General features: G+C 37.4%; 21 protein-coding genes and 1 pseudogene. 2 read left to right on the top strand and 20 right to left on the bottom strand.

Annotated elements, in window-relative coordinates; all coding sequences use genetic code 11:
- Positions 1 to 114 precede the first annotated feature (114 nt).
- From EV142_RS12195 to EV142_RS12185, 3 genes are all read right to left on the bottom strand, one after another.
- Positions 115 to 1,431 carry an ammonium transporter gene (locus EV142_RS12195; protein ID WP_132036095.1) on the bottom strand — a complete coding sequence of 439 codons (1,317 nt, stop codon included), beginning with the start codon at positions 1,429 to 1,431 and terminating at the stop codon, positions 115 to 117.
- Between the two features lie 340 nt (positions 1,432 to 1,771).
- On the bottom strand, positions 1,772 to 3,079 hold the full coding sequence (locus EV142_RS12190) for an amidohydrolase family protein (protein WP_132036093.1): 1,308 nt from the start codon (positions 3,077 to 3,079) through the stop codon (positions 1,772 to 1,774).
- Between the two features lie 42 nt (positions 3,080 to 3,121).
- Positions 3,122 to 6,118, bottom strand: a complete 2,997-nt coding sequence (locus EV142_RS12185) for an amidohydrolase family protein (protein ID WP_132036090.1) — start codon at positions 6,116 to 6,118, stop codon at positions 3,122 to 3,124.
- Positions 6,119 to 6,247: 129 nt separating this feature from the next.
- Here EV142_RS12185 and EV142_RS12180 point away from each other — a divergent pair, with 129 nt between their 5' ends.
- Complete coding sequence (locus EV142_RS12180) at positions 6,248 to 7,222, top strand: Gfo/Idh/MocA family protein (RefSeq protein WP_132036088.1); 975 nt, start codon at positions 6,248 to 6,250, stop codon at positions 7,220 to 7,222.
- 78 nt (positions 7,223 to 7,300) lie between these two features.
- On the top strand, positions 7,301 to 8,836 hold the full coding sequence (locus EV142_RS12175; RefSeq protein ID WP_132036086.1) for a YifB family Mg chelatase-like AAA ATPase: 1,536 nt from the start codon (positions 7,301 to 7,303) through the stop codon (positions 8,834 to 8,836).
- A gap of 233 nt (positions 8,837 to 9,069) precedes the next feature.
- On the opposite strand, the gene EV142_RS12170 is transcribed toward EV142_RS12175, so the two are convergent.
- The 17 genes and pseudogenes from EV142_RS12170 to EV142_RS12090 form a co-directional block, all read right to left on the bottom strand.
- Positions 9,070 to 9,744: a GNAT family N-acetyltransferase gene (locus EV142_RS12170; protein WP_132036084.1), complete on the bottom strand. Its 675-nt coding sequence runs from the start codon at positions 9,742 to 9,744 to the stop codon at positions 9,070 to 9,072.
- Between the two features lie 24 nt (positions 9,745 to 9,768).
- Entirely contained in the window at positions 9,769 to 10,614 is an 846-nt protein-coding gene (locus tag EV142_RS12165; protein WP_132036082.1) for an alpha/beta hydrolase, read from the bottom strand.
- Between the two features lie 10 nt (positions 10,615 to 10,624).
- Positions 10,625 to 11,152, bottom strand: coding sequence for a hypothetical protein (locus EV142_RS12160; protein WP_132036080.1), 528 nt, complete (start codon positions 11,150 to 11,152; stop codon positions 10,625 to 10,627).
- Positions 11,153 to 11,365: 213 nt separating this feature from the next.
- On the bottom strand, positions 11,366 to 11,734 hold the full coding sequence (locus tag EV142_RS12155) for a nuclear transport factor 2 family protein (protein WP_132036078.1): 369 nt from the start codon (positions 11,732 to 11,734) through the stop codon (positions 11,366 to 11,368).
- Positions 11,735 to 11,809: 75 nt separating this feature from the next.
- Entirely contained in the window at positions 11,810 to 13,402 is a 1,593-nt protein-coding gene (abc-f, locus tag EV142_RS12150; protein ID WP_132036076.1) for a ribosomal protection-like ABC-F family protein, read from the bottom strand.
- Positions 13,403 to 13,593: 191 nt separating this feature from the next.
- Positions 13,594 to 14,019 carry a DoxX family protein gene (locus EV142_RS12145; RefSeq protein WP_132036074.1) on the bottom strand — a complete coding sequence of 142 codons (426 nt, stop codon included), beginning with the start codon at positions 14,017 to 14,019 and terminating at the stop codon, positions 13,594 to 13,596.
- 95 nt (positions 14,020 to 14,114) lie between these two features.
- On the bottom strand, positions 14,115 to 14,615 hold the full coding sequence (locus EV142_RS12140) for an SRPBCC family protein (RefSeq protein ID WP_132036072.1): 501 nt from the start codon (positions 14,613 to 14,615) through the stop codon (positions 14,115 to 14,117).
- Between the two features lie 51 nt (positions 14,616 to 14,666).
- Positions 14,667 to 15,170 (bottom strand): SRPBCC family protein, encoded by a 504-nt coding sequence (locus EV142_RS12135; protein WP_132036070.1) that lies wholly within the window; start codon positions 15,168 to 15,170, stop codon positions 14,667 to 14,669.
- Positions 15,160 to 15,486 (bottom strand): ArsR/SmtB family transcription factor, encoded by a 327-nt coding sequence (locus EV142_RS12130; protein WP_132036068.1) that lies wholly within the window; start codon positions 15,484 to 15,486, stop codon positions 15,160 to 15,162. Before EV142_RS12130 ends, EV142_RS12135 begins: the two co-directional genes overlap by 11 nt.
- Before the next feature lie 147 nt (positions 15,487 to 15,633).
- Positions 15,634 to 16,815 carry a hypothetical protein gene (locus tag EV142_RS12125; protein ID WP_132036066.1) on the bottom strand — a complete coding sequence of 394 codons (1,182 nt, stop codon included), beginning with the start codon at positions 16,813 to 16,815 and terminating at the stop codon, positions 15,634 to 15,636.
- 261 nt (positions 16,816 to 17,076) lie between these two features.
- The gene (locus tag EV142_RS12120; RefSeq protein ID WP_132036064.1) at positions 17,077 to 17,436 is read right to left on the bottom strand and encodes a hypothetical protein; all 360 of its coding nucleotides are present in this window, start codon (positions 17,434 to 17,436) and stop codon (positions 17,077 to 17,079) included.
- 190 nt (positions 17,437 to 17,626) lie between these two features.
- Positions 17,627 to 18,787, bottom strand: a complete 1,161-nt coding sequence (locus tag EV142_RS12115) for a DUF1624 domain-containing protein (protein WP_132036062.1) — start codon at positions 18,785 to 18,787, stop codon at positions 17,627 to 17,629.
- 114 nt (positions 18,788 to 18,901) lie between these two features.
- On the bottom strand, positions 18,902 to 19,363 hold the full coding sequence (locus tag EV142_RS12110) for an RDD family protein (RefSeq protein ID WP_132036060.1): 462 nt from the start codon (positions 19,361 to 19,363) through the stop codon (positions 18,902 to 18,904).
- Positions 19,364 to 19,456: 93 nt separating this feature from the next.
- Positions 19,457 to 19,912, bottom strand: a complete 456-nt coding sequence (locus tag EV142_RS12105) for a hypothetical protein (protein WP_132036058.1) — start codon at positions 19,910 to 19,912, stop codon at positions 19,457 to 19,459.
- 356 nt (positions 19,913 to 20,268) lie between these two features.
- A pseudogene (locus tag EV142_RS12100) lies at positions 20,269 to 20,584 on the bottom strand (GIY-YIG nuclease family protein).
- A gap of 307 nt (positions 20,585 to 20,891) precedes the next feature.
- A complete protein-coding gene (lysA, locus tag EV142_RS12095; RefSeq protein ID WP_132036056.1) occupies positions 20,892 to 22,115 on the bottom strand; it encodes a diaminopimelate decarboxylase in 1,224 nt (407 codons plus the stop codon).
- A gap of 219 nt (positions 22,116 to 22,334) precedes the next feature.
- On the bottom strand, positions 22,335 to 23,789 hold the full coding sequence (locus EV142_RS12090) for a glutamate synthase subunit beta (protein WP_132036054.1): 1,455 nt from the start codon (positions 23,787 to 23,789) through the stop codon (positions 22,335 to 22,337).
- Between the last annotated feature and the right edge of the window lie 27 nt (positions 23,790 to 23,816).

The raw sequence follows: 23,816 nt of genomic DNA, 5'->3' as shown, positions 1-23,816 counted from the left end.
AAGAAAGAGTTCGGATTTTTATTTTATCAGGTTGAATTTAATTCAAATAAACAGCCCTCTGGTTTTAATCAGAGGGCTGTTTTGTTTTTTGTTATGTTTGAAAAATTAAATTCCTTACAGGTATTCTCCGTGTTGAGAGATATCCAGACCTAGTTCTTCTTTTTCTTCAGTAACTCTTAGCGGAGTGATTTTATTTACAACAAAGAATAAGATGTAAGAACCTACGAAAGCAAAGATAGAAACTGCTACCAAAGCAATCAATTGGTTGATGAACAAGGTTGGGGTTCCAAAAATCAAACCTTGGTTATCTCCAACTACAGGGTTGATGGCTTTTGAAGCAAAAACACCTGTTAACAACATTCCGACCATTCCACCAACACCGTGACAGGCAAAAACATCCAATGCATCATCAATTTTTCCTTTAGGGAATTTGCTTACGACAAGGTTACTTACAATAGCGGCAAAAGCTCCGATAAAAATGGCGTGAGGAATACTTACGAAACCCGCAGCAGGAGTAATGGCAACAAGGCCTACAACAGCTCCGATACAAGCTCCAAGAGCTGATAATTTGTGTCCGATTATTTTGTCAAGGAAAACCCATGCCATTGCAGCAGCTGCGGCAGCAACAGTTGTAGTTCCTAACGCTTGTACGGCCAATCCGTTTGAACCTAATGCAGAACCCGCATTAAAACCAAACCATCCGAACCATAATAAACCTGTTCCTAACAATACATACGTAATTCTTGCAGGATTAACTTTTTGAATTTTTCTTTTTCCTAAGAAGATCGCTCCGGCCAATGCAGCCCAACCAGCACTCATGTGTACTACTGTTCCTCCGGCGAAGTCTAATACTCCCATTTTAAAGAAAATTCCATCAGGATGCCATGTCATGTGCGCTAACGGAGCATATATAATTAATATAAATAAAACCATGAATAATAAATAAGCCCAGAAACGAACACGTTCTGCAAAAGCACCTGTGATTAAAGCCGGTGTAATGATGGCAAATTTAGCCTGAAATAATGCGAATAACATAAAAGGAATTGTCGGAGCAAGACTCCATGCAGTATTAGTGCCAACACCCTGAAAGAATAAATTAGAAGTTGGATCACCTATAATTCCTCCGATAGTAGGACCAAATGCTAATCCAAAAGCAACTACTACCCATAGAATAGTAACAATTACCATGGCCATAAAACTTTGTAGCATCGTACTGATAACGTTTTTCTTACCGACCATACCTCCGTAGAAAAAACCAAGTCCGGGAGTCATCAGCAATACAAATGCAGTTGCTACGATCATCCAGGCTGTGTCTCCTGTATCAAACTTTACGGCTTCTGCAGGTATTGGGTTATCTGTTAAGATGAAGTTCGAGACAAAGGTTAGTACCAAAATAGTGATAAGAATCACACTTAAAATAATTTTTCGCATAGTTATTTAGTTTTAAATTTTTGATAAAAATATAAAATCATTCGACACCCCTATTAAAAATAGAGTCTAATGTTTAATTTTTGTTAATTTTTCATTTTAACCCCCATTGTTTTGCATGTATTTGTTAAAATAGATATAAAATTTACAATTTGCTAATGTTGAAGACGTAAAATGAAAGATTTAAGCTATGTGTTAACATAAAATCAATACAATAATTTTAAATTTAAGAGTATTTATGCGCAGATGTGTAATGATTTGGTTTAAAGCTTGATTTTTTTTTGAATAAAAAAGGCGCCAAATGATTTCTCACCTGACGCCTTACTTTTATGTTTCGTCTTGCTTATTTCTGATTATACTTTGCTTTAAACTTATCGTCCAATTTTGTTTGAAAAGTTTCCAGATTAATGGTTCTTCCCTGAATAAAGGCAGCTGTCAGTTTATTTGTTCTCATGTCCAAAGCATCTCCTTCAGAAATAAATAAGGTAGCATCTTTACCTGTTTCGAGGGTTCCACAGCTCGAATCAATTCCCAGTAATTTTGCTGTATTTGAGGTTATTAACTGTAAAGCTTTCTCTTTGTCTAAACCAAAAGCAGCACAGGTTCCGGCAAGGAATGGCAAATTTCTTGTGCTCATACGCTCATGGTCCCCACTATTTTCAAGACCAACAAGTATACCTTTGTCCGTAAGTAATTTGGCCATTTTATACGGCAGGTTTACATCCTGATCATCACTTGTAGGCATGTCATGAACACGTCTTAATAATACTCCAACATTATACTTCTGTAGTAAATCCGAAGATTTATAGGCTTCAAATCCGCCAATGATGACAATTTTTTTAATCTGATTGTTAACGGCTAGTTGTATTCCATCCACAATTTGTTTCTCTTCATCTGCATGTATGTAAAGCGTTTGCGATCCGTCAAACAGGGCTTTTGTAGCTTCCAGAACTATGTTTCTTTCTTTTGAGACAGTTTGGTTGTAGGCTTTGGCGTTAGCCAGAAAAACATTGATCTCTTCCACCTGTTTCGGATAATCTTTATTGGGTTCCACTATTCCGGGTTCAAACCAGGATCCGGATCTTCTAAAGTTAGAGGGGAAATTAAGATGAATTCCATCATTTTCTTTTAAAACAGCATCTTTCCAGCTCCATGCATCCAGTTGTACCACAGAAGAAGTACCTGATATTCTGCCTCCGCGAGGTGTTATCTGCGCGATTAAAATTCCATTTGGACGCACGGTTTCAACCACCTTGGATTCTGAGTTGTAAGCAATGACACTCCTTACATTTGGATTAAAACTTCCAATCTCTTCCTGGTCATCAGATGATTTCACGGCATCAATTTCTACCAAACCCAGCGTAGAGTTCGGGGCGATAAATCCGGGATAGATATGTTTACCGCTGGCATCGATTGTGGTATCGTAGGCACCAGCGGCAAGTCTGATCTTGGTGGCATCAGCGACTAAAGTAATTTTGCCGTCTTTAAAGCCGATGGCACTATTTTCAATCACGGTTCCGTTTCCTAAGTGTGCCGTGGCGTTTAAAATCAAAATTGATTTTGTTTGTTTCTGAGCTGGTATTTGTTGCGCTTTTAACGGAAGCAAAGCACTAAACAATAACAGCATTATATAGAGGTGTTTATTTTTCATTTTAGTTGTTTTTAACTTTGAAATTATCTGACGAAGCCATTATTATTGTTCTAAAGTATCGCAGTGATATTCCTTTTTTTCTTTTTTAGCCGGTTTCTGTGTGCTTGCTCCTTTGTTTTTTTCCTGTAACATTTGCCCAATCAGAAGGCTTCTTTCTTTCGCAATAGACAATTGTTTTTCTGCATCTTTTTCAATATCAAAATAAACAACCCCTTCGATAATTGTTTTTTCGGCTTTGGCATAAATAGACAAAGGATTGTCGCTCCACAATACCACATCGGCATCTTTGCCCACTTTAAGACTTCCTGTTTTATCGTCAATATGCAAAAGTTTAGCAGGATTTAATGTGACAAATTTCCACGCTTCTTCTTCAGAGATATTTCCGTATTTCACCGCTTTTGCCGCTTCCTGGTTTAATCTTCTGGACATTTCAGCATCATCAGAATTATAAGCAACTACTACTCCGGCATTATGCATGATAGGTCCGTTAAACGGAATGGCGTCATTCACTTCAAATTTATAAGCCCACCAGTCTGAAAACGTAGAAGCTCCGACACCATGTTCTTTCATCTTATCAGCTACTTTGTACCCTTCCAGAATATGCGTGAACGTATTGACCCTGAAATTGAATTTTTCAGCAACATTCATCAACATCAAAATCTCAGATTCAATATAGGAATGGCAGGTAATGAATCTTTCCTTGTTGAGGATTTCAGCTAAGGTCTGCAATTCCAGATCGACTCTCGGAGCTTTTCCTTTTTTAGAACCCGAATTAAAAGTTTTCCAGCTTTCGTCGTATTCTTTTGCGCGTTGAAAATAGTCCGTAAAAACTTGTTCAACACCCATTCTCGTTTGTGGAAAACGAGTTGGATTCTGAATTCCCCAATTGGCTTGTTTTACATTTTCTCCCAAAGCAAATTTTATAAACTTAGGCTGATTTTTATATAACATTTCGTCCGGCGCAGCACCCCATTTCCATTTTACAATAGCAGAACGCCCGCCAATCGGGTTTGCAGATCCGTGTAGCAGCTGTGAAATAGTTACGCCTCCGGCCAAATCTCTGTAAATATTAATGTCCTCGGAATTGACTACATCCTGAATCGTAACTTCTGCTGTGGAATTGTGGCCGCTTTCGTTTACTCCTCGGGAAATGGCAATATGCGAATGCTCGTCAATGATACCGCTCGTAATATGTTTTCCTTTGGCATCAATTACAACAGCTGAAGGATCTGAAAGGTTTTTGCCCACTGCGGCAATTTTTCCGTTTTTAATTAAAACATCGGTTTCCGTTAAAATACCTTCTTTTTCATTGGTCCAAACGGTCGCATTTTTGAAAAGTAAGGTTTGTGCCGTTAGTTTTTTTGAATCCCCAAAAGCAACGTTAGGATAGGTAGTCGGAAGGATTGGATTTGGTTTTTCCACTTTAGCCGTATCTTTTACTGCTGTAAAAAGACTCGTTCTTTTGGCATTCCAGATCAATTCACTGCCGTCTGAAAGCACCGCTTTTCCGGATAGAATTTCCGGTTTTTCTACAAATCCGGTTAAACGTGTAAAGTTAGATTTAATAGTATCTCCGGGCTTTAACACCATAGAAATCCAATTTTTGGAAAAGTTAAACTTGCTGTTTACTTTTACTGCGGCAACAGTAGTGATGTCAGATTTCGGAGCTGTTTCCGTTCCTTCAATTTTCCATTTATAAGTGTCATTTCCGATCGTCAGATCATAGTTACCACGAATATCTTTCGCCGTGATATCATTTACGACATATTTAGTTCCCTGAACCCAGTTTTCGTATAAAATGGTTTTTTCGTCGAAAATTTCACCGGATGTAATGACAAAATTGGCATAACTGCCGGTTTTTAAACTTCCGATTTCATTGCTTTTTCCTAAAATCGCAGCCGGAATTGTGGTTAACGATTCTAAAGCCTTGGTTTTGTCGAAACCATATTTGATCGCTTTTAATAAATTAACTTTAAAATCTTCCGTTTTTTTCAGTTTATCCGTTGTTAAAGCAAAAACAATTCCGTTGTCTGAGAGTACTTTAAGGTTGGAAGGCGCCTGATTCCAAAAAAGCATATCGGCCAGTTCGATCTGATTGGATAAGTACGGATTGGAGACATCATACGCTTCAGGGAAACTTATCGGAATAATGAACTGGGCTTTTGTATTTTTAATTTCTTCGATTCTTTCAAATTCATTTCCACTGCCTTTTAAAACGTAGTTTAAACCAAACTCTTTGGCAATTTTAGCGGCTCGAAGACTGTTCAGCTTATCTTCGGTGGCAAAGATCTGAACCAGTTTTTCATTGGCAGCCAGTGCTTCCAGCGATAAATCTTTAGTTTCAGAATTTCCTTTTTTGTACCAGTCCAAATCCAGATACATCTGACGCAGCAGGGCCATCATACCCATGAGAGAACTTGGATACGCCTGATTGGTTAAGGCACTTTTTGAAAAAGCAAAATGATTGGTAATTTTGTCTGCTATAATTTGTTTGCTGTTTTCTGTATTATTCAGGGCTACTAACACTCCCGTTCCCTGTGCCACTCCGTCAGAAATATGGGTACCCACAACGCCAAAACCGGCTTTTAATAATTCTTCGGCTTTTGCAGTGTCATATTTAAAAGTTTCGTATCCGTTTAATTCAGGACGAATACTTTCATTCCAGTAATAGCCGACTCTTTTGGTATCGTACAAAGGACTGCGGTCGCCGTCAGGATTTAGGTTTCTTTTGGGTTTTTCAATTCCGAAACTGGTATAAATATCAATAAAGGAAGGGTAAATGGTTTTTCCTTCAAGATCTATAGTAATACTGTTTTTTGGTATTGAAACGGTATTTCCGACTGCTACTACTTTGCCGTCCTGAATCAGTAAAGTTCCCTTTTCGATTTTTTGGGTTGGGGAAACATAGATGGTAGCGTTCGTAAAAACAGTGTAATTTTTAGTTTTGTTCTGCACGCTTTCATTAACGGGGAAATAATTTTGTGCCTGTGTTTTTGTTAAAAAAACAGAGAAAAAGAGTAAGAGTAAGGCTTTTTTCATAGGTTATTTGATGATTTGATGCTAAAAATATGAAATATATGTTATACTGCTTTTGTTTTTTTTAAAATGTTTTTTCTTTATTTTACACATTATTAGGTAATCCTTTGATTTAGGGCTTTAAAGAATTTTATGACAAATAAGAACAGGATAAAATGGGGGATTATTGGCCTCGGAAATATTGCCAGTCAATTTGCAACTGATTTACTATTGCTGGATGATGCCGAGTTGACAGCAGTGGCTTCCCGAAATAAGGAAAAAGCAACTGATTTTGCCGAAAAATACAACTGTACAAAAGCCTATGATTCGTATGAATTGCTTTTTGCTGATAAAGAGGTGGATATTGTTTACATCGCCACACCGCATAATTCCCATGCCGAATTAGCGATAAAAGCATTAGAAAGCGGTAAACACGTTTTATGTGAAAAACCAATGGCACTCTCTTATCAGGATGCCGTTCGTATGACTGAAGCTTCGAAAAAGCACAACAGGTTTTTTATGGAGGCCTTTTGGACTCGTTTTATTCCGTCTGTTCAGGAAGTGTTGGAAAAAGTAAATCAGGGCGTAATTGGCGACTTAAAAAGCATACAGGCCGATTTTGCTTTTTATGCCGACGAAGAAGCAGGAGGAAGGCTATTTGATAAAAATCTTGGCGGCGGAGCTTTATTCGATATTGGCGTTTACCCGTTGTTTCTATCTTATATTCTGTTGGGGCTTCCTAAAGAAATTACAGCCAAATCTCTTCCTCATAAAAACGGAATTGACTTGCAGACAACTATGCTTTTACAATACGAAAACGCGCAGTCAGTTTTGCAGGCTTCTATACTTTATGATGGTGATATAAAAGCTACAATCAACGGAAATCAAGGCCGAATAGAACTTAATGCTCCGTGGTTTATGGCGGATGGTTATACTGTTTTTAAAGAAGGAGGAAAAGAAACTTTCAGTTTGCCCAATTTAGGGAAAGGCTATGCACATGAAGCTTTGGAATGTCATGCTTGTATTCAAAATGATCAAATCGAAAGTAAGTTGTGGTCGCATCAGAACAGTCTGGATTTGAGTAAAATGGTGGAAGAAGTGAAAAATCAGATCGGGCTAAATTTTTAAACAATTAATATTTTGTAGTAAAAAAGCTATAAATTAAATATTTTTAATTAGTTTTAAAAATATTTAATAAAGAATACTATGTTGATTAAAGTTTACGGAAGCGCTGTTTTTGGAGTAGAAGCGACAACGATTACCATTGAGGTAAATATTGATAAAGGAATAGGATATCATTTGGTAGGTTTGCCTGATAATGCCATCAAGGAAAGCAGTTATCGGATTGCGGCGGCTTTGAAGAATAATGAATATTCGCTCCCCGGCAAAAAAATAACCATAAATATGGCTCCTGCCGATTTGCGAAAAGAAGGTTCGGCTTATGATTTGCCGTTGGCAATCGGAATCCTGGTAGCATCCGATCAGATCAAAGCACCCGAAGTGGATCGATACATCATCATGGGTGAACTTTCGCTTGACGGAGGTCTGCAGTCCATTATCGGAGCTTTACCCATCGCCATAAAAGCCAAAGAAGAAGGTTATAAAGGGTTTTTCCTTCCGAAGCAAAATGTAAAAGAGGCAGCGATTGTTGCCGGGCTGGATGTGTACGGAGTTGAAAACTTACAGGAAGTTATTGATTTTTTTGAGGGAAAAGGAACCCTTGAACCCACGACGATCGATACCCGAACCGAGTTCTATAAAACACTGGACTTTCCTGAATTTGATTTTTCAGACGTGCGCGGACAGGAAAGTATCAAACGTTGCATGGAAATCGCTGCTGCTGGGGGACACAACATCATCCTGATTGGCCCGCCCGGAGCGGGAAAAACAATGCTTGCCAAAAGACTGCCCAGCATTTTACCGCCCATGACGTTGCGGGAAGCGTTAGAAACCACTAAAATTCATAGTGTTGCCGGCAAATTAAAAGAAGTTGGGTTAATGAACCAGCGGCCGTTTCGAAGTCCGCATCATACGATTTCCAATGTGGCTCTGGTAGGCGGAGGGAGTTATCCGCAGCCGGGTGAAATTTCGATGGCGCATAACGGTGTTTTATTTTTAGACGAACTGCCCGAATTCAAACGGGATGTTCTTGAGGTGATGCGTCAGCCGCTGGAGGATCGCGAGGTCACTATCTCAAGGGCGAAGTTTACGGTCACTTATCCGTCGTCGTTTATGCTGGTGGCGAGTATGAATCCGAGTCCAAGTGGTTTTTTTAACGATCCAAGTATGCCCAATACTTCCTCGCCTCACGAAATGCAGCGTTATATGAGCAAAATCTCAGGGCCTTTACTGGATCGTATTGATATTCATATTGAAGTGACGCCGGTTCCTTTCGAAAAATTAGCCGATGACCGAAAAGCCGAAAGCAGCGTTGAGATCCGAAAACGGGTAACTAAAGCCCGTGAAATTCAGAGCACCCGATTCGAAAGCCTGGAAAACATTCATTACAACGCACAAATGAGCAGCAAGCTCATCCGGGAATTTTGCGGACTGGACGAACAATCAAAAGAATTGCTCAAAACCGCCATGGAACGACTCAATCTTTCCGCCCGCGCTTACGACAGGATTCTGAAGGTAGCCCGTACAATTGCCGATTTAGATGACGCTCCGAAGATTATTACCTCGCATATTGCCGAGGCCATTCAGTACCGAAGTTTAGACCGCGATGGATGGCTGGGGTGAGTTTTGATTGTAGATTTTAGAATATAGATTTTAGAATATAGATTTTAGAATATAGATTTTAGAATATAGATTTTAGATTGTAGTGTTTAGATTTATGTACGATGTCTTCCTGAGCGGAGTCGAAGGATTGGATTTTTTTCACAAAGTCTAAGAATTGGAATTTGGAATTTCTTTTTTCGTGAAGTTAAAAAATTGGAATTTGGAATTTTTTGATTGGAATTTCGTTTTAAAAACTAAACAATATTCCAGAAACTTATTTTTCTTCTCGTTACAAAACCAAGTTTTTCATAGAGATAAATGGCTCCGGTATTACTTTCGACCACATGTAAAAACGGAATTTTATTCTGATCAAAAACGGCGTTTACCACATACGCTATCAATTGTTTGGCATATCCTTTTCCGGTGTGGTCGGGATGTGTGATAATGGCGCTAATCTCTGTGAAACCATTCATTTTCATGCGTTCTCCGGTAATCGCGACTAATTGGCTTTCTTTGAAAATTCCGAAGTAATCGCCCAGTAAAAAGGTTTTATTTTTGAAATATCCGGGCTGCACCAGATTGACCAGTTCGCATAGTGCTTCGTTATGTGCTGCTGTAAGCTTCACAATTTCAGCATCAATAGGTAAATCAATTTTCCGGGCAATCACCATTTGAAGGCAAATCAGCTCTTTATTAATTTTTAAGGAAGCCGGAAGAATCGGTTTTTCGCCAACGATAAAAAAATTCTCTGTCAATTTCGCATATTGTTTTACGGCATCGGCAGTGTTTTCCGGTTCTACAAAACTACCGAAGGGACAATACGCTGGATTGTAAAATTTCACACCATCATAAGCAATGGCAAATTCCTGATGGGTTTCTGCTAAAGCATTCCAAACCGGATTGTCTAATGGATGTTCTGTAGTTTTCATTTTATCGGATTTATAAAACGTTATCTATTCCTGCACTTTCGGATAAAAGAATTTAAAGGCATTGGAAACCGCAGGATGTAAAATGGTCGCATGGTTTTCCTGAGGAAGATAATCAAAGAATACTTTTATGTTTTTGCTTTTGGAAGCTTTGATTTTTTCGGCAAGTAAATTGGCATCGCCTTCCATTACTCTTGGTATGTCGGTTGGCGTTGGTCCTTCTTTACCCACCGCAATGTAAATAGAAGTTTCCTGCTTAAAGTTCTCCTGAAATAATGGACTGTCCAGATTTAAGATCGAACCATTATCCCACCAGATACTTGGACTCACAATTACATAATGATTAAAAAGGGTTGGTTTTTTCAATAGGATTTCGGTTTCCAACAACCCGCCTAAAGATTGTCCGATGATGGTTTTGGAAGCGTTTGTTTTGTATTTTTTATCGATAAAAGGCTGTAATTCTTTTTCGATAAAGGCAATAAATTTATCGGAGTGGCCTGAGGTCGCATAACGTTTCTGATCTTTTTCGATGCTCGTTGGAAACGTAAAATCTCTTCTGCGGTCCACAGTGGCAATTCCCACCACAATTGATTTCGGAACCTGATTGATCCATTCGAAACTATTAAATTGTACCAGACCTGCAATGTGAATAAAGTCTTCGTCGGCAGAACCATCCAGCAAATAAACCACCGGATATTTTGTGGCATCTTCAGCTTTATAACCTTCGGGAAGGTAAATGTTCAGGATTCGATTTTCGCCTAATTCCTTCGATTGTATTTCCTCTATAACCCCGAGGACAAAGGGTTTGCCGGTTTGGCTAAAGAGCAAAACAGAGGTAAAAAGTAAAAAGATGGCGGTAAAAAATTTATTCATTTTTTGGTATTTAATGACTGCTGTTGTTTTGTATTCTTTTTGCCTGTAGCAGTTGCTCGAGATCGGTTATACTTTTTTTGCTTTCTGTTTTAAAACCCAGAACAACCATAGCTACACCCCCAAAAAGCATTACGAAAGGAATAAATATAAAAGGACCTTCTTTAAGGCCGTTATTATACAGCAAAGTGTACAATGTTCCTAAGCTGGCCAAAAATACGATTCCCAGCCAAATGCACATAAAAATTTTAACAAGATCAGGAAGCCCCATTTTTACATTTATTTTCGAACCGCTGATATCGTCCTTAATTTCTCCTTTTATAATGGGTAAAAACGAATTTCGGTAGCTTATCGCTCTTTTGAGTTCAAATGTTGGATTACTAATTTTACCAATATAAGGTTTGGAATAGGATATTCTCTGAGTGCCAAAACCAAAAGATTTTTCGGCTTCAATTTCATTTTGAAGATGTACCAAAAGAGCTTCTTTTTTTAATGTGGAATGATAGGTTAATTCTTCAAAGGGGAGTAAATTTTTAATCATTTGTTCTTAGATCCTTTAGGTTTATTTTTTTTTCTGGCGGACTTTTAAGTATCGAAAATACAACTTAAAATTGTAATTAGAGGTGAAGTCAATTAAGAACGGGATAAATTTATAACTACAGCTGACTTTTCTATATAGTCGCAATTACTGATCCAAAAAAAATCCCAATTCTGTTGAATCGGGATTTTATAAAGGAAATATCTGCTTTTGAAATCATTCAAATTTGAGAGAAGCATTTCTGGACATCAGATAAGAAGTCAGTTTTTTGATTTTGCCGTTTTTCATTTCAAAAACATCGCAAAATACAGCGTCTAATAGGTTTCCGTTTTTCATATTGCCTTGTACGGCACCTTCGGCGATAACGACATCATTTTCTTCGACCAGTTTTATAATCTGAATCGTCGGACTGCCGATGAAATTTTCATTTTCAATTTCCTTATCAAAGGCCTCTTTGCCGACATGCTGGTAAATTCCGGGCATTTCCCAGATCACATCGTCAGTTAAACAAGCCAGCACTCTTTCGTGATCGCTGATTCTGAAAGCAGCCATATATTCTTCTACGGTTTGTTTATTTACACTCATAATCTAAAATAGTTTGCGATTAAATTTCGGTTCTTATAGTTTTCCATTCAAATTTAAAAAATTAATGAGAATGTTTTAATTCGTAAGATTCAGAATATTTTGAATGTTTATTTGCTCGAGAAAAGATTCATCATGTGAAATTACGATTAAAGTTCCCTGATATTCATTGATAGCGGCAGTCAGTATTTCGATATTCTGAAGGTCTAAATTATTCGTAGGTTCATCGAGGATAATAAGATCCGGAGACTGTTTGTTTAAAGTCAGGCAGCAAAGCATCAACCGCATTTTTTCACCGCCACTTAAGGCGATGCACGGTTTATCGAGTTCGTTTTGCGAAAACAAAAAACGATTTAGCCTCATGCGGATATCGTGTACCTGAAGCCCTGAAGTATTGAATTGCTCCGCCTGTTCATAAACTGAAAGCCGGTTGTCGATTAGCGAATAGTCCTGATCGATATAAACCAGTTTTGTTTCCGCTCTGTATATCGTTCCCTGCTGCGGTTCCAAAAGGCCGATCATTATTTTGATCAGTGTTGTTTTGCCGGAACCGTTTGCTCCTTTCAGGGCAAGGCGTTCACCACTTAGAATCTGGAAGCTGATATTTTCTTTCCAAAGAAATTGTTCTTTATAGGTATAGTTGATATGAGTTGCTGTAAACATTATTTTGCCTTTATGCAAATTAGTATTGTCGAAGCCAAACTTCATCTGATCGGTTTCCGGCAATCCCGATCGCAATTCCTGTAGTTCCTGAGAAATTCCGCCAATTTTTCCGGCATGTATGCTTTTGGTTTTCGAAGTACTGTTTTCGGCATTGTTTCGTAAAGTATTCATCATTATTCTCGACACACCTGCTTTCTCCTGTTTCTTTTTGCCTCTTGCGTCTAACTTTTGCTGACGTTCCAGCGTTTCGCGTTCCTTTTCTCTGGCTTTTCGCAAGGCTTTCTCTTTGCTGTGAATATCCTGGCTTAAAGCATTTTTTTCGATCTGTTTTTGTTCCGCATAAAAGTCGTAATTACCGCCGTAAATGGTAATTCCACGTTTGGATAATTCGTAGACCACATTCAGAAGATTCAGTAATTTTCTGTCGTGGCTCACGATAATCAGGGTGCCGGAGGTGTTTCGAATAAAATTGTACAGTAGTAATCTTCCGGCTATATCCAGATGATTACTGGGTTCATCCAGTAAAATAAGGTCAGGATGATGAATCGAAATTCCGGCAAGGAAAATTTTGGTTTTCTGGCCGCCACTTAAATTTTCAAGCTTGTGGGTCAGATCTAAATTTTCTAATTGCCAGTATAGTAATGCTTCCCGGCAACGTTCTTCAATTGTCCAGTCATCATTCAGGATTTGGAGATTGGTTTCGGTCACGTTTCCGTCCAGAATTTCTTGGAGAGCGGTGAGTTTATCCTCAATTTTTAAAGCCTGCGCAATAGTGAGATGATTGAACTGTCCAAAAATCTGAGGCACATAATAAGGCTCAGAATCTGATTTAACCACACCGGCTGAGGGTTGTAATTCTCCCGCAATGATTTTTAATAAGGTCGATTTTCCAACGCCGTTATTGCCAATTAAGGCAATTTTTTCCTGATGATGGGCTGTAAAAGTAAGGGCATCAAAGAGTAATTCCCTGTTGGTATGCAGGTATGAAATGTTTTGTAAAGTAAGCATAATTTCTTCTTTAGGAGTGAATAATCGTAGCAAGCCACATTGGATTTACTATCTATTTTCGGGAAGAAATTATATTTCACATACAATTAATTGTTTCGTTTTTACGACTGCAAATATACAAATGTTTTCTAAAGCTTGCAAAAATGCAGGTTAAGCAGTTTTTTACAAGCTTCAGAAAAATAGCATTTATTTTAGTTTTTAGCAATTAGCGTATCAATTTCGAGGTATTTTTCTTTTAACACACTCAAAGCAAAACAAGCGGCTGCGCCTGTAAAAACCGAGTAGTCCAATGGGGCTTTTATTCCGATAGTAAACGTCATGGAAAGACCAAAAAGCAATAATAAGTAACCACTAAGCTTGGCAAACAATTCGGTTTTAAAACCTATTAAAAGAAAAATCGAAAAAATGATTTCAAGAGCTGTGGCGATGATGGCAACCGGTTCTAACAAGCTTTCAGGAACCAGAGGATTCAGGACTTTTGTATAGGCAAGAAAGTTTTCCCAGTTTCCCCAGGCGGAATTTTCTTTACTCCAAAATCCAAAACGGTCTGCAACAGCAGAAAGGAAGCCAGCCGAGATAGCCAGGCGTAAGAAGAGTTTAACTAATTTTGAATTCATATAATTGTTCTTTTTTAATTAGAAAAAAGCCGTCACTATTGCGGACGGCTCTATATTTCATTAAAAGTATTGTTTATATTTGATTTGGCAAAAAGTTACTTTACCTCTTCAAAAATTTTATCCAGACCTTCCATCGCAATTGTAAATCCTTCTTTGAAGCCCATTTCGATAATCTTTTCCAGATCGGATAAGTTATCGTGTTTAATGGCCACATCAACAATGGTAGAATTACCCTGTTCAGAAAAAGTAACATTCCAGTCCGAACGCGGAAAACCGGTATTTAGATTCCCTTCGGCATCAGAAAAGGCATCCAAGTATTTAAAATTCGTTTTTGGACTGATGGAAGTGAAATCAGCTATTGCCCAGTGTTCTTCGCCCTGCGGTCCAAGCATCGCATAAAGTCTTCGGCCGCCAACTTTAAAATCCATGCTTTTTGTTTTGGATTTCCAGGGAGCGGGAGCCCACCATTGATCCAGTATTTCAGGTTCTGTCCAGGCTGACCAAACGTTTGCAACCGGAGCATTAAATTCTCGTTTCACATTAACGGTACTATTTTCTTTATCTACCGTAAAATTCATTAAAAGATTATTTTTCATTTTAGTTCGCTTTTAAATTTAAATAGTGGCAAGACCTATTTAAAGGAGAGATTAGTTGTTTTTTTCTTCCAGTAATTTATCCAGATTTTTAAGGATAAGTGTAAATCCTTCCTTGAAACCTGTTTCAATTATTTTTTCTAATTCCGCCAGACTGTTTCTTTTAATGGCAATAGCAACAATGGTCAAATTGCCTTGTTCGGAAAAAGTCAGATCCCAGTAAGAACTTCCGATATTTGGATCCGGATTCGATTCCGAATCACAGAAAGTTGATGAATGTTTAAAATTAGTTTTCGGAGAAATGGAACTATACTCAAAAAAGCTCCATTTTTCATGACCTTCAGGACCAACCATTGCATATAATCTTCGTCCACCTTCTTTAAATTCCATGCTTTTTGTTTTAGACTTGAATGGGGCAGGAGCCCACCATTGGTCTAATAGTTCAGGTTCGGTCCAGGCCGACCATACATGGCCGAGCGATGCATTGAACTGCCGTTTGATGTGTACCGTGCTGTTTTCTTTGTCTACGGTAAAATCCATTAAAAGATTACTTTCCATTTTCTTTAGCTTTTAAATTCATTAATACTTGATCCAGTTGACTGAAACGGTTTTCCCAAATTTCTTTAAATTGTGCCAGCCATTGATCTATTTCTTTCATTTTGTCAATTTTAAGTTGATAGTAAATTTCTCTTCCCATCTTTTTTTCCTGCAGTAATTCACATTCGTTCAGGATTTTAATGTGTTTTGAAATCGCCTGACGGGTAGTATCAAATTGTTCCGCAATGGCATTCGGTGTCAGTGCAGTAGAGGAAATCAATACTAAAATCGCCCTGCGGGTCGGGTCAGCTATGGCCTGAAAAATATCTCGTTTCATTTTGCTTTTATTTTAATACGCAATCAATCAGTTGCAAATATATGCAACTTTTTGGTTTCGCGTTATGTTTTTTTGATTTTTTTTACAACAGGCAAAAAAAATCCCATTTGCTTGTGACAAATGGGAGGAAAGTAATGTGTTGGTATCTTACCTGAATCTGTTTCTGACAATGATGTCCTTCAGTTTGGCTTTTAAATCTTCTCCGGTATCAAAAACCATCTGTTCGTTATTCGGAAACGGAACGGCGCGTTTGTTAAAATAGCCCAGATAGCTTTCGTCGGAGGCGTTTCGGTCACCGCGATAGGTCGAATAAACGTTTTCAAAAACAAACTCGCTGGCGACAGGAAAAGATTGTAACAACTGATTGGTTTTTAAATCCAGATAATCTACTTTGGCCGTGATCTGGCAGGCTTTGTATTGTCTGTATTCGTAAATATTGATTTTAATGGTCTTAAAATTATCGACTTTTACAGGACGCCCCAAACTGTCTTTCACCGGATTTCCCCTGCTGTCGAAAAGTGTTTTTACGCCATCTTTGATTTGTTTTTCCTTGATGAATTCCTTCTCTTTAATTTGTTCCGGTGAAATGTAGATTTCCCTGAAATTGAGAATTAAACCATAATCGTATTTGACATTTTTTTGCTTGACGCTGTGGTAAACCGTCCATTTATCATTTAATCCGTAGGTACTGAAATCTAATAAATCATTCTGTAATTGCTTCGGAATGATCATTTCCGTTTCGTTTGTGGCATACACATTCACAAAGTCGGTTCCTTTAAACAGCGCGTCGTCCATCAGTTTTTTGGCATTCTTATAATTCGGATTGATGCTTTCGATATACGCCAGATCATCGTATGCTTTTCTGGAATCGAGTTTGTTCGTTGACTTTAAAAGCACTACTGCATTATCGTACAAATATTTGGATAGAGCATTTTTACTGCTTATAATCTTGTCTGTATAATTATCAAACGGAAATTGTGCATTTTTGCCTTGTTTTAATAACTGAAGCGGCAATAAAGGCCGTATTTTTTCCTGACGGTTAGTAAGTTGCACATAGGTATTGTAGATGCGCTCCAGATTCGCTGGATTTTTTTCCTTTTCCATCAGCTCAAGACTTCTTAAATCGCGGTCTTTGGCTTTGGCGAAAGCCTCTTCGAGCAAATACACATAATCCTGTTTTCCTTTGGAGTCTTTTTTGGTTTTCAATGCATCTACGGCACGGTCTATTGCGCCATCATAATTGCCATCGCTTAACAGCGACTGCGTAGTTTTTACACCACACGAAAATGCCAGGAACAGGATAGAAACGAATAAAGTAATTTTTTGCATAAGGCTTGCTTTTGAAGGTGTAAATATATCTGTTTTTAGCTAAATTCAGACCATGCAGCTTTTAAATTTACGAAGTAGTAATTTTTGTTTTCACCACAACCCTCTGTCCCGCTTTCGCCTTTATCTCTCCATTTCATTACGAGGATACCGGCTCTATCGGGGCTGGAGTAGGAGGTTTGGTTTTCCATAAGAGATATGATTGTGTCATTTCGGAAATGACACGTAAAAAATGTGCTAATTATGCGATTAAGAATAGTTTAATTATTTCCTGTTTTTTATCTGATACGCAATTTCCCAAAGAAGAACCGAAAAAACAGCGTTTGCCATTAAGGCAGTTTTAACGCCATAAGCATCATATTGTGAAAACAGATGTAAATCTCCAAACTTTAAAGCCAGAAATAAGGCTAAAGCTGCAATTACAAGGGAAGAAAGGATACTTAACAATGGTGTCCACTTTAAAACAAAAAGCGAAAAAATAATATTGATCACAAAAAAACCGCAGCCTAAGGTTATAAATCGGTGGTCTTTTAGTTTTTCGCCCAGTAAGAGTAAAAACGAAGTCGAAAAACTATAGGTAAGAAATAATATGGAGTAGATCAGGAATCGGATTTGTAGTTTCATTTTGATATTTTTTGGTAAAGTTACTTAAAAAGAATAAAGCTTGGTTTTAAAACATATCTTCACTTGCTGTTAGCATGATCAGAATTTTCCTTTTGCAACATACTCCTCACTATAACCTACTGTTGATTTTAAGTTTTTTTTTCATTCTTTTAGTTTTCCACAACAGCTTGTCTTTCAGTGCTAAAATGAATTAAATATATGGCAACCACCACTGTTTGTTTTTAGCTTTATATTCACCAAACCAAATGCAGGGTTTATAAAGTAACGCTACTACGGCGATCCAGATTAAATAAATCGTCCAAAGAGGCAGACCGCTTTCTACGTCTTTTGGTCTTCCAAAAGATCCGGTTGCAAATTCTAATTGTGACCAGTTAAATCCCTGCAAAAACAGCATAGCAAGCGTTAGCATATGAATCAGGTAAAAATGAAGAACAAAGTAAAACAAAGGTACTTTTCCGTAAACGGTAGTAACTTTTTTAATACTGGTACTAAACTGCTCCGCAAAAGCAAGCATTAAAAGCATAATGCCTAATGTAGGCAAGCAATACAAAAGCGAAGGCGGATATTTTGTAACATTCATGAAGGATATAAATGTAAGTGTACTATCTTTTTGAAGAGACCATTGTACCGGATCGCCGTAAAGATTTATAAACCGAAGAAGGACAAATAAGGCTAATGAACCGAAACCAAGTTTGATAAAGAGTTTTTTTCTTTGCTCGAAAGCCATTTCAAAATAGCGTGCAAATCCAAATCCGGTGAGCATAATGCCCAGCCAGGGAATGGGAGGGTAGCCCATAATAAAGGCACGATCGCCAAACGGAATTACTGCAGGACTAAAAAATGGCGATAGAACGGCTTTCACAACAGAGCCTTCCGCAAACGGAATAAGCGGCAAAAGATTATGGCCAAAAATAATAATCATGCCCATAATTCCTAATTGTTTCGGCGGGATTTTTAACAATAAACCCAAAAGAATAAAGCCGAAACCTATTGCGGCTATCACCTGAAATAAAAGCGTGTGAAATCCAATATCAAAAAATAATCCAAAATTAACAACCGTAAATTCGAGCAATAGCAACCACAAACCTCTTTTGATTAAATGTTGTCTTGTTTGTGCAAAATTGTTCTTTCGTTTTAAGGAAAGATAAACAGAAGTTCCTGCCAGAAAAACAAAGGTAGGTGCGCATAAATGTGTAATCCAACGCGTAAAAAACAAGAAAGGAGTCGTGGTGTTTAAATCGGTTGGGCTTTGTGCAATAGAATCTATATGCATTAAGTCACGAACATGGTCTAATGCCATAATAATCATCACAATTCCGCGAACTATATCAATTGAATTTTCTCTTTTCATTTCTTTGAAGTTTAAATGTATTAGAAATGGTTTGTGATATATTTTGACTATGTTTTAGATGGACGTTTTTTTATTTATTCTTATTAATGCATGAAGAATTGGGGTAGATAAAATTTAAACAAAACGTTTGCAAAATTGAGTGCTGTCTTTTGAATCAATTACAATTGTTTTTGCCCAAATATCTCCAAGTCTTTGATTGTATTTTGTGTTTTTGATTAATAATATTCCCAATAACCCAAAAAACCAAAGATCTAACATATCTAATAAATGTCTTTTAAAAGACTGTCCAAGAGTTAAACTCGTAGTATTGCTGTCTTTTATGGAAATTACTTGTAAATCAAATACTAGATTTCCAAGAGTTCCTCCAAATTTTAACTCAAATCCAATCATGTAGGCACACCACATTAATGTATTTGCTAATGCTGGAAATCCATGTAATCCGTATCCTGTTGAAGTTTTTTCTCCGAAATAAAGAAACATAACTAAAGTCATTCCAAACATTAAAGAATAGTCAATTAATCCTGCACCTATTCTTTTTTTAAGATTTGGTTTTGTCGCTATTTTTTCTTGATTCATGTGATTATTTAATTTGTACAAACTTATTTATAATAATTAGTTTTAAATGCTTATTTAATATATAATTGGTATTCTAATTCATGTGTTGTTTAGCTATTCTTTTTGCAAAATCGCATCAACTTTTGCTTCTGATTTTTCTTTGATCTTGCTGTTCGGACGAAAACTCCAGATGATCAGAAATTTTCCTTCTGCAAGATACTCTTCCGGATGCTCGTCTGTTGGTTCTCCGTCTTTTCCCCAAAGCATTCCCTGTAGGAACCGATCTCCTTTGAATCTGTTTTCAAACTCAAAATACATGATAGAACCGTTGTCTGTTTTATTTTTGAAACTTTGAACGGCTTTGCTTTTTACAACTCCCGTCATGTTGCTGTACGTCTCAATATCAGTATAAAAAGTGCAAGCCTGAGGAGAAACACAAATATGACCGTCGCTTAAAGAATAACCTTTAGGAATTTCTTTACTTTTTAGTTTTAAATCAGCAATGGTCTGGCTGAAAACAGTAGTAGTAAGTAACAGGAATAATAGCGATAGGGGAATCGTGATTTTCATGGTTTGTAGGTTTGTTTTACAGAGCTAAAATAATATTTTTATTTGAGTTAATTGAAGTTCATCTTGTATGGAAGAATAAAAGATATCGAACTGTTTTGTTGCCATAAGGAATCTCCAGGATTTTTACTACTTCCAATATTTTGATTAGCTTAGTTAGTACTGTTCTTAATACGAAGTTGGACGGGTTTACTACCTCCGTTAGAAGTCTCAAATTCTAATGTTAGACTTTAATAAACCCGACAGGTTTTGAAAACCTGTCGGGTTTTATGCGTAAAATTTGTCATTTCGACGAAGGAGAAATCTTCGAAAGTAACTCTACAACGCGAGGAAATGTACCCTGATATCCGCTTATAAAATCATTCGAATAAATCATTCAAAAAATCCAGATTTGGATTAATAGTCTTTATCAATTCGATTTTTTTTTTCCCTGCGCCAGTCTTTTACTTCTTTTTCACGTGCAATTGCTTCCTGAATCCAGGTGAATTTTTCATAATAAAGCAAGTACGTAACATTATACTTTGATGCAAAAGTTTTGTTTCCATTGGCTTTATTTTCTGTATGTTGACTTAAGCGAATTCTCAGATTATTGGTAACTCCGGTGTAAAAAACAGTTTTAGATTTGTTCGTTATGATGTATATGTAGTAATTATGATAGCCTTCTTGTAATTGCATTTTGCTTTTTTTTGGGCTAAAGATATATTTTTTTAAGATTTTTCTTTCTTTTTTAAGGTTTTAAAAGCGATACGCGTTGCGGAGTTTCTTGCGAAGATTTCTCCTTGCGTCGAAATGACAAAAATGGGGCTAATTTGTGTGGGGTGATTTCGAAATGAGGGAATGGTTACTTTGCTTTGGCTTCGACTTCGCACAGACTGACAAGATGGTTTGAAATAAAATCTGCTCAATCTGCTTGAAACAAAAACAAAAAAAATCCCGCTTCAAAATGAAACGGGACTTAACAATATTCTCTTTTTTTTTTATTTTAAACTGTTGCAGCAACTTCTTGTGGCAACGGAATTTGATTTTTAAGTAAATCTTCGAAAGTTTCGTGCTGACGAATCAAGATTCCTTTTCCGTTCATCCATAAAACTTCAGCTGGTTTGTATCTTGAATTGTAGTTCGAAGCCATTGAGAAACAATATGCTCCGGCGTTTCTGAAAGCTAAAATATCACCTTCTGTAATTTCTGAAATTCTGCGGTTGTTGGCAAAAGTATCCGTTTCGCAAATGTATCCTACCACAGAATAAAAACGCTCTTTTCCTTTTGGGTTAGAGATGTTTTCGATATAGTGCTGTGAACCGTAAAACATCGGACGGATTAAGTGATTGAAACCACTGTCAACTCCGGCGAAAACCGTTGAGGTTGTTTGTTTTACTACGTTTACTTTGGCTAAGAAAAAACCTGCTTCGCTCACCAAAAATTTCCCTGGTTCGAAAATCAGAGTTAAATCCCTGCCATATTCCGCACAGAAAGAATTGAATCTTTTAGATAATTTTTTACCTAATTCTTCGATATCGGTTTCAATATCGTCTTTTTTGTAAGGCACTTTGAATCCGCTTCCGAAATCTAAAAATTCTAAATCTTTGAAATGTTTAGCCGTATCAAACAAGATTTCAGCGGCATACAGGAATACTTCGATATCAAGAATATCAGATCCTGTGTGCATGTGAATTCCAACAATACTCATTTTTGTATTTTCAACAATTCGCAATATATGCGGTATTTGATGTACTGAAATTCCGAATTTACTATCGATATGTCCTACCGAAATATTAGCATTTCCTCCCGCCATTACGTGCGGATTGATACGAATGCATACCGGAATCTGAGGATATTTTGTTCCGAATTGCTCCAGAATAGATAGGTTGTCAATATTGATTTGTACACCCATTGCGGCAACTTCTTCGATTTCTTCCAGAGAAACTCCGTTTGGTGTAAAAAAGATTTTTTCAGGTTCATATCCAGCATGAAGTCCCAATAAAACCTCCTGAATTGATACAGTATCTAACCCGGCCCCCATGTTCTTTAACAACTGAAGAATCGCAACGTTAGACAATGCCTTCATGGCGTAATTAACTCTCAAGTTTTCTACCTTAGAGAAAGCTTTGGTTAACCTGTTGTACTGAGATTGGATTTTTTCGGCATCATAAACATATAATGGACTTCCAAATTGGTCTGCTAACTGCAGTAAATCTTTTGCTTGCATTTTTAAACTATTTTGAGCAAAGTTATTACACTTTTGAGTAACAGCAAATTATTTGTAGAAAAATAACAAATTGTAACAAATTGTTTGTTTTTAAACAAAAAGTCAGTTAAAAAAGATTTTTGTAAATCTTTTTTATGGTACAAAGGGACAAAGATTCAGAGGAACAAAGTTTTTTCCTCTGAGTGACCCTTTGTCCCTTTGTTCCTCTGAACCTAAAAACTATAAACTCGGTAAATCCCCGTTTCCTTTAGTAGGCAAATTAGTAGAACCCATTAAGAACAGATCTACTTCTCTGGCTGCTTCGCGACCTTCAGAAATAGCCCATACAATTAAGGATTGTCCTCTTCGCATATCACCGGCAGTGAAGATATTAGGAACGTTGGTCTGATAATTTTTAGCTTTATAATTACTTCTCATATCAATTTCAAGTCCTAATTGCTCGCTTAACGTTTTTTCCGGACCTGTAAATCCTAAAGCCAATAAAGCTAAATCGCAAGGCCATATTTTTTCGGAACCTTCTTTTTCGATTAATTCAGGACGCTGACCCGGAGTCATTTTCCATTGTACTTCAACCGTTTTTAATCCAACCAGTTCTCCTTTATCATTAGATAAAAATTCTTTGGTATTGATTAGCCAGTTTCTGTCGCAGCCTTCTTCGTGAGAAGAGGACGTTTTCAACTGCAACGGCCAGAAAGGCCAAGGTGTTGATTCGCTTCTTCCAACCGGAGGTTTTGGTAAAATTTCAAAATTAGTAACTGATTTTGCTCCGTGTCTGTTTGATGTTCCAACGCAGTCAGAACCTGTATCTCCACCACCAATTACGATGACATCTTTTCCGGTTGCCTTAACCTGGTCCGGAATGGACTCTCCGTATAAAACTTTAGTTTGCTGTGTTAAGAAATCCATTGCCTGAACAACGCCTTTGCTTTCGATTCCTTTGGTTGGTAAACTTCTTCTTTCGGTTGCTCCACCGCACAATACGATAGAATCGAAAGCGTTTAATTCTGCAACGCTAAAGTTAACGCCAACATTTACATTTGTTTTAAAAGTGATTCCTTCAGCTTCCAGGATGGCTACACGCCTGTCGATAATTCCTTTTTCTAATTTGAAATTCGGAATTCCGTAACGCAGTAAACCTCCGATAGCATTGTCTCTTTCAAAAACAGTAACGGTGTGGCCGGCTCTGTTCAATTGCTGAGCGGCTGCCAAACCAGCAGGGCCCGAACCGATAACGGCTACGGTTTTTCCTGTTCTGGTTAATGGTGTTTGTGGTTTAATCCATCCTTCAGCAAAACCTCTTTCGATGATGTTTTTTTCGATGTTTTCAATCGCAACTGGTTCTTTGATGATGCCTAATACACATGATTTCTCACATGGAGCAGGGCATAAGCGGCCTGTGAATTCCGGAAAGTTATTAGTCGATTGTAAAATCGTTAAAGCACTCTGCCATTCTTCCTGATGCACCATGTCGTTGAAATCAGGAATTAAATTTCCTAACGGACAGGCACTGTGGCAAAAAGGAATCCCACAATCCATACATCTTGAACCTTGTTCTTTTTTCTTATCTTCTGCTAACGGAATGGTAAATTCGTTGTAGTTCGAAACACGTTCTGCTACTGCTAAATTACTTTCGTCGGCTCTGTTATATTCTTTAAATCCGCCTATTTTACCCATGACATTTTAATTAAAATTCCAATTTCT

The organism is Flavobacterium circumlabens (genome assembly GCF_004345565.1).
GTDB lineage: Bacteria > Bacteroidota > Bacteroidia > Flavobacteriales > Flavobacteriaceae > Flavobacterium > Flavobacterium circumlabens.
Note: the sequence above shows the minus strand (reverse complement) of the source record. Positions and strands in the feature narration are given on the sequence as shown.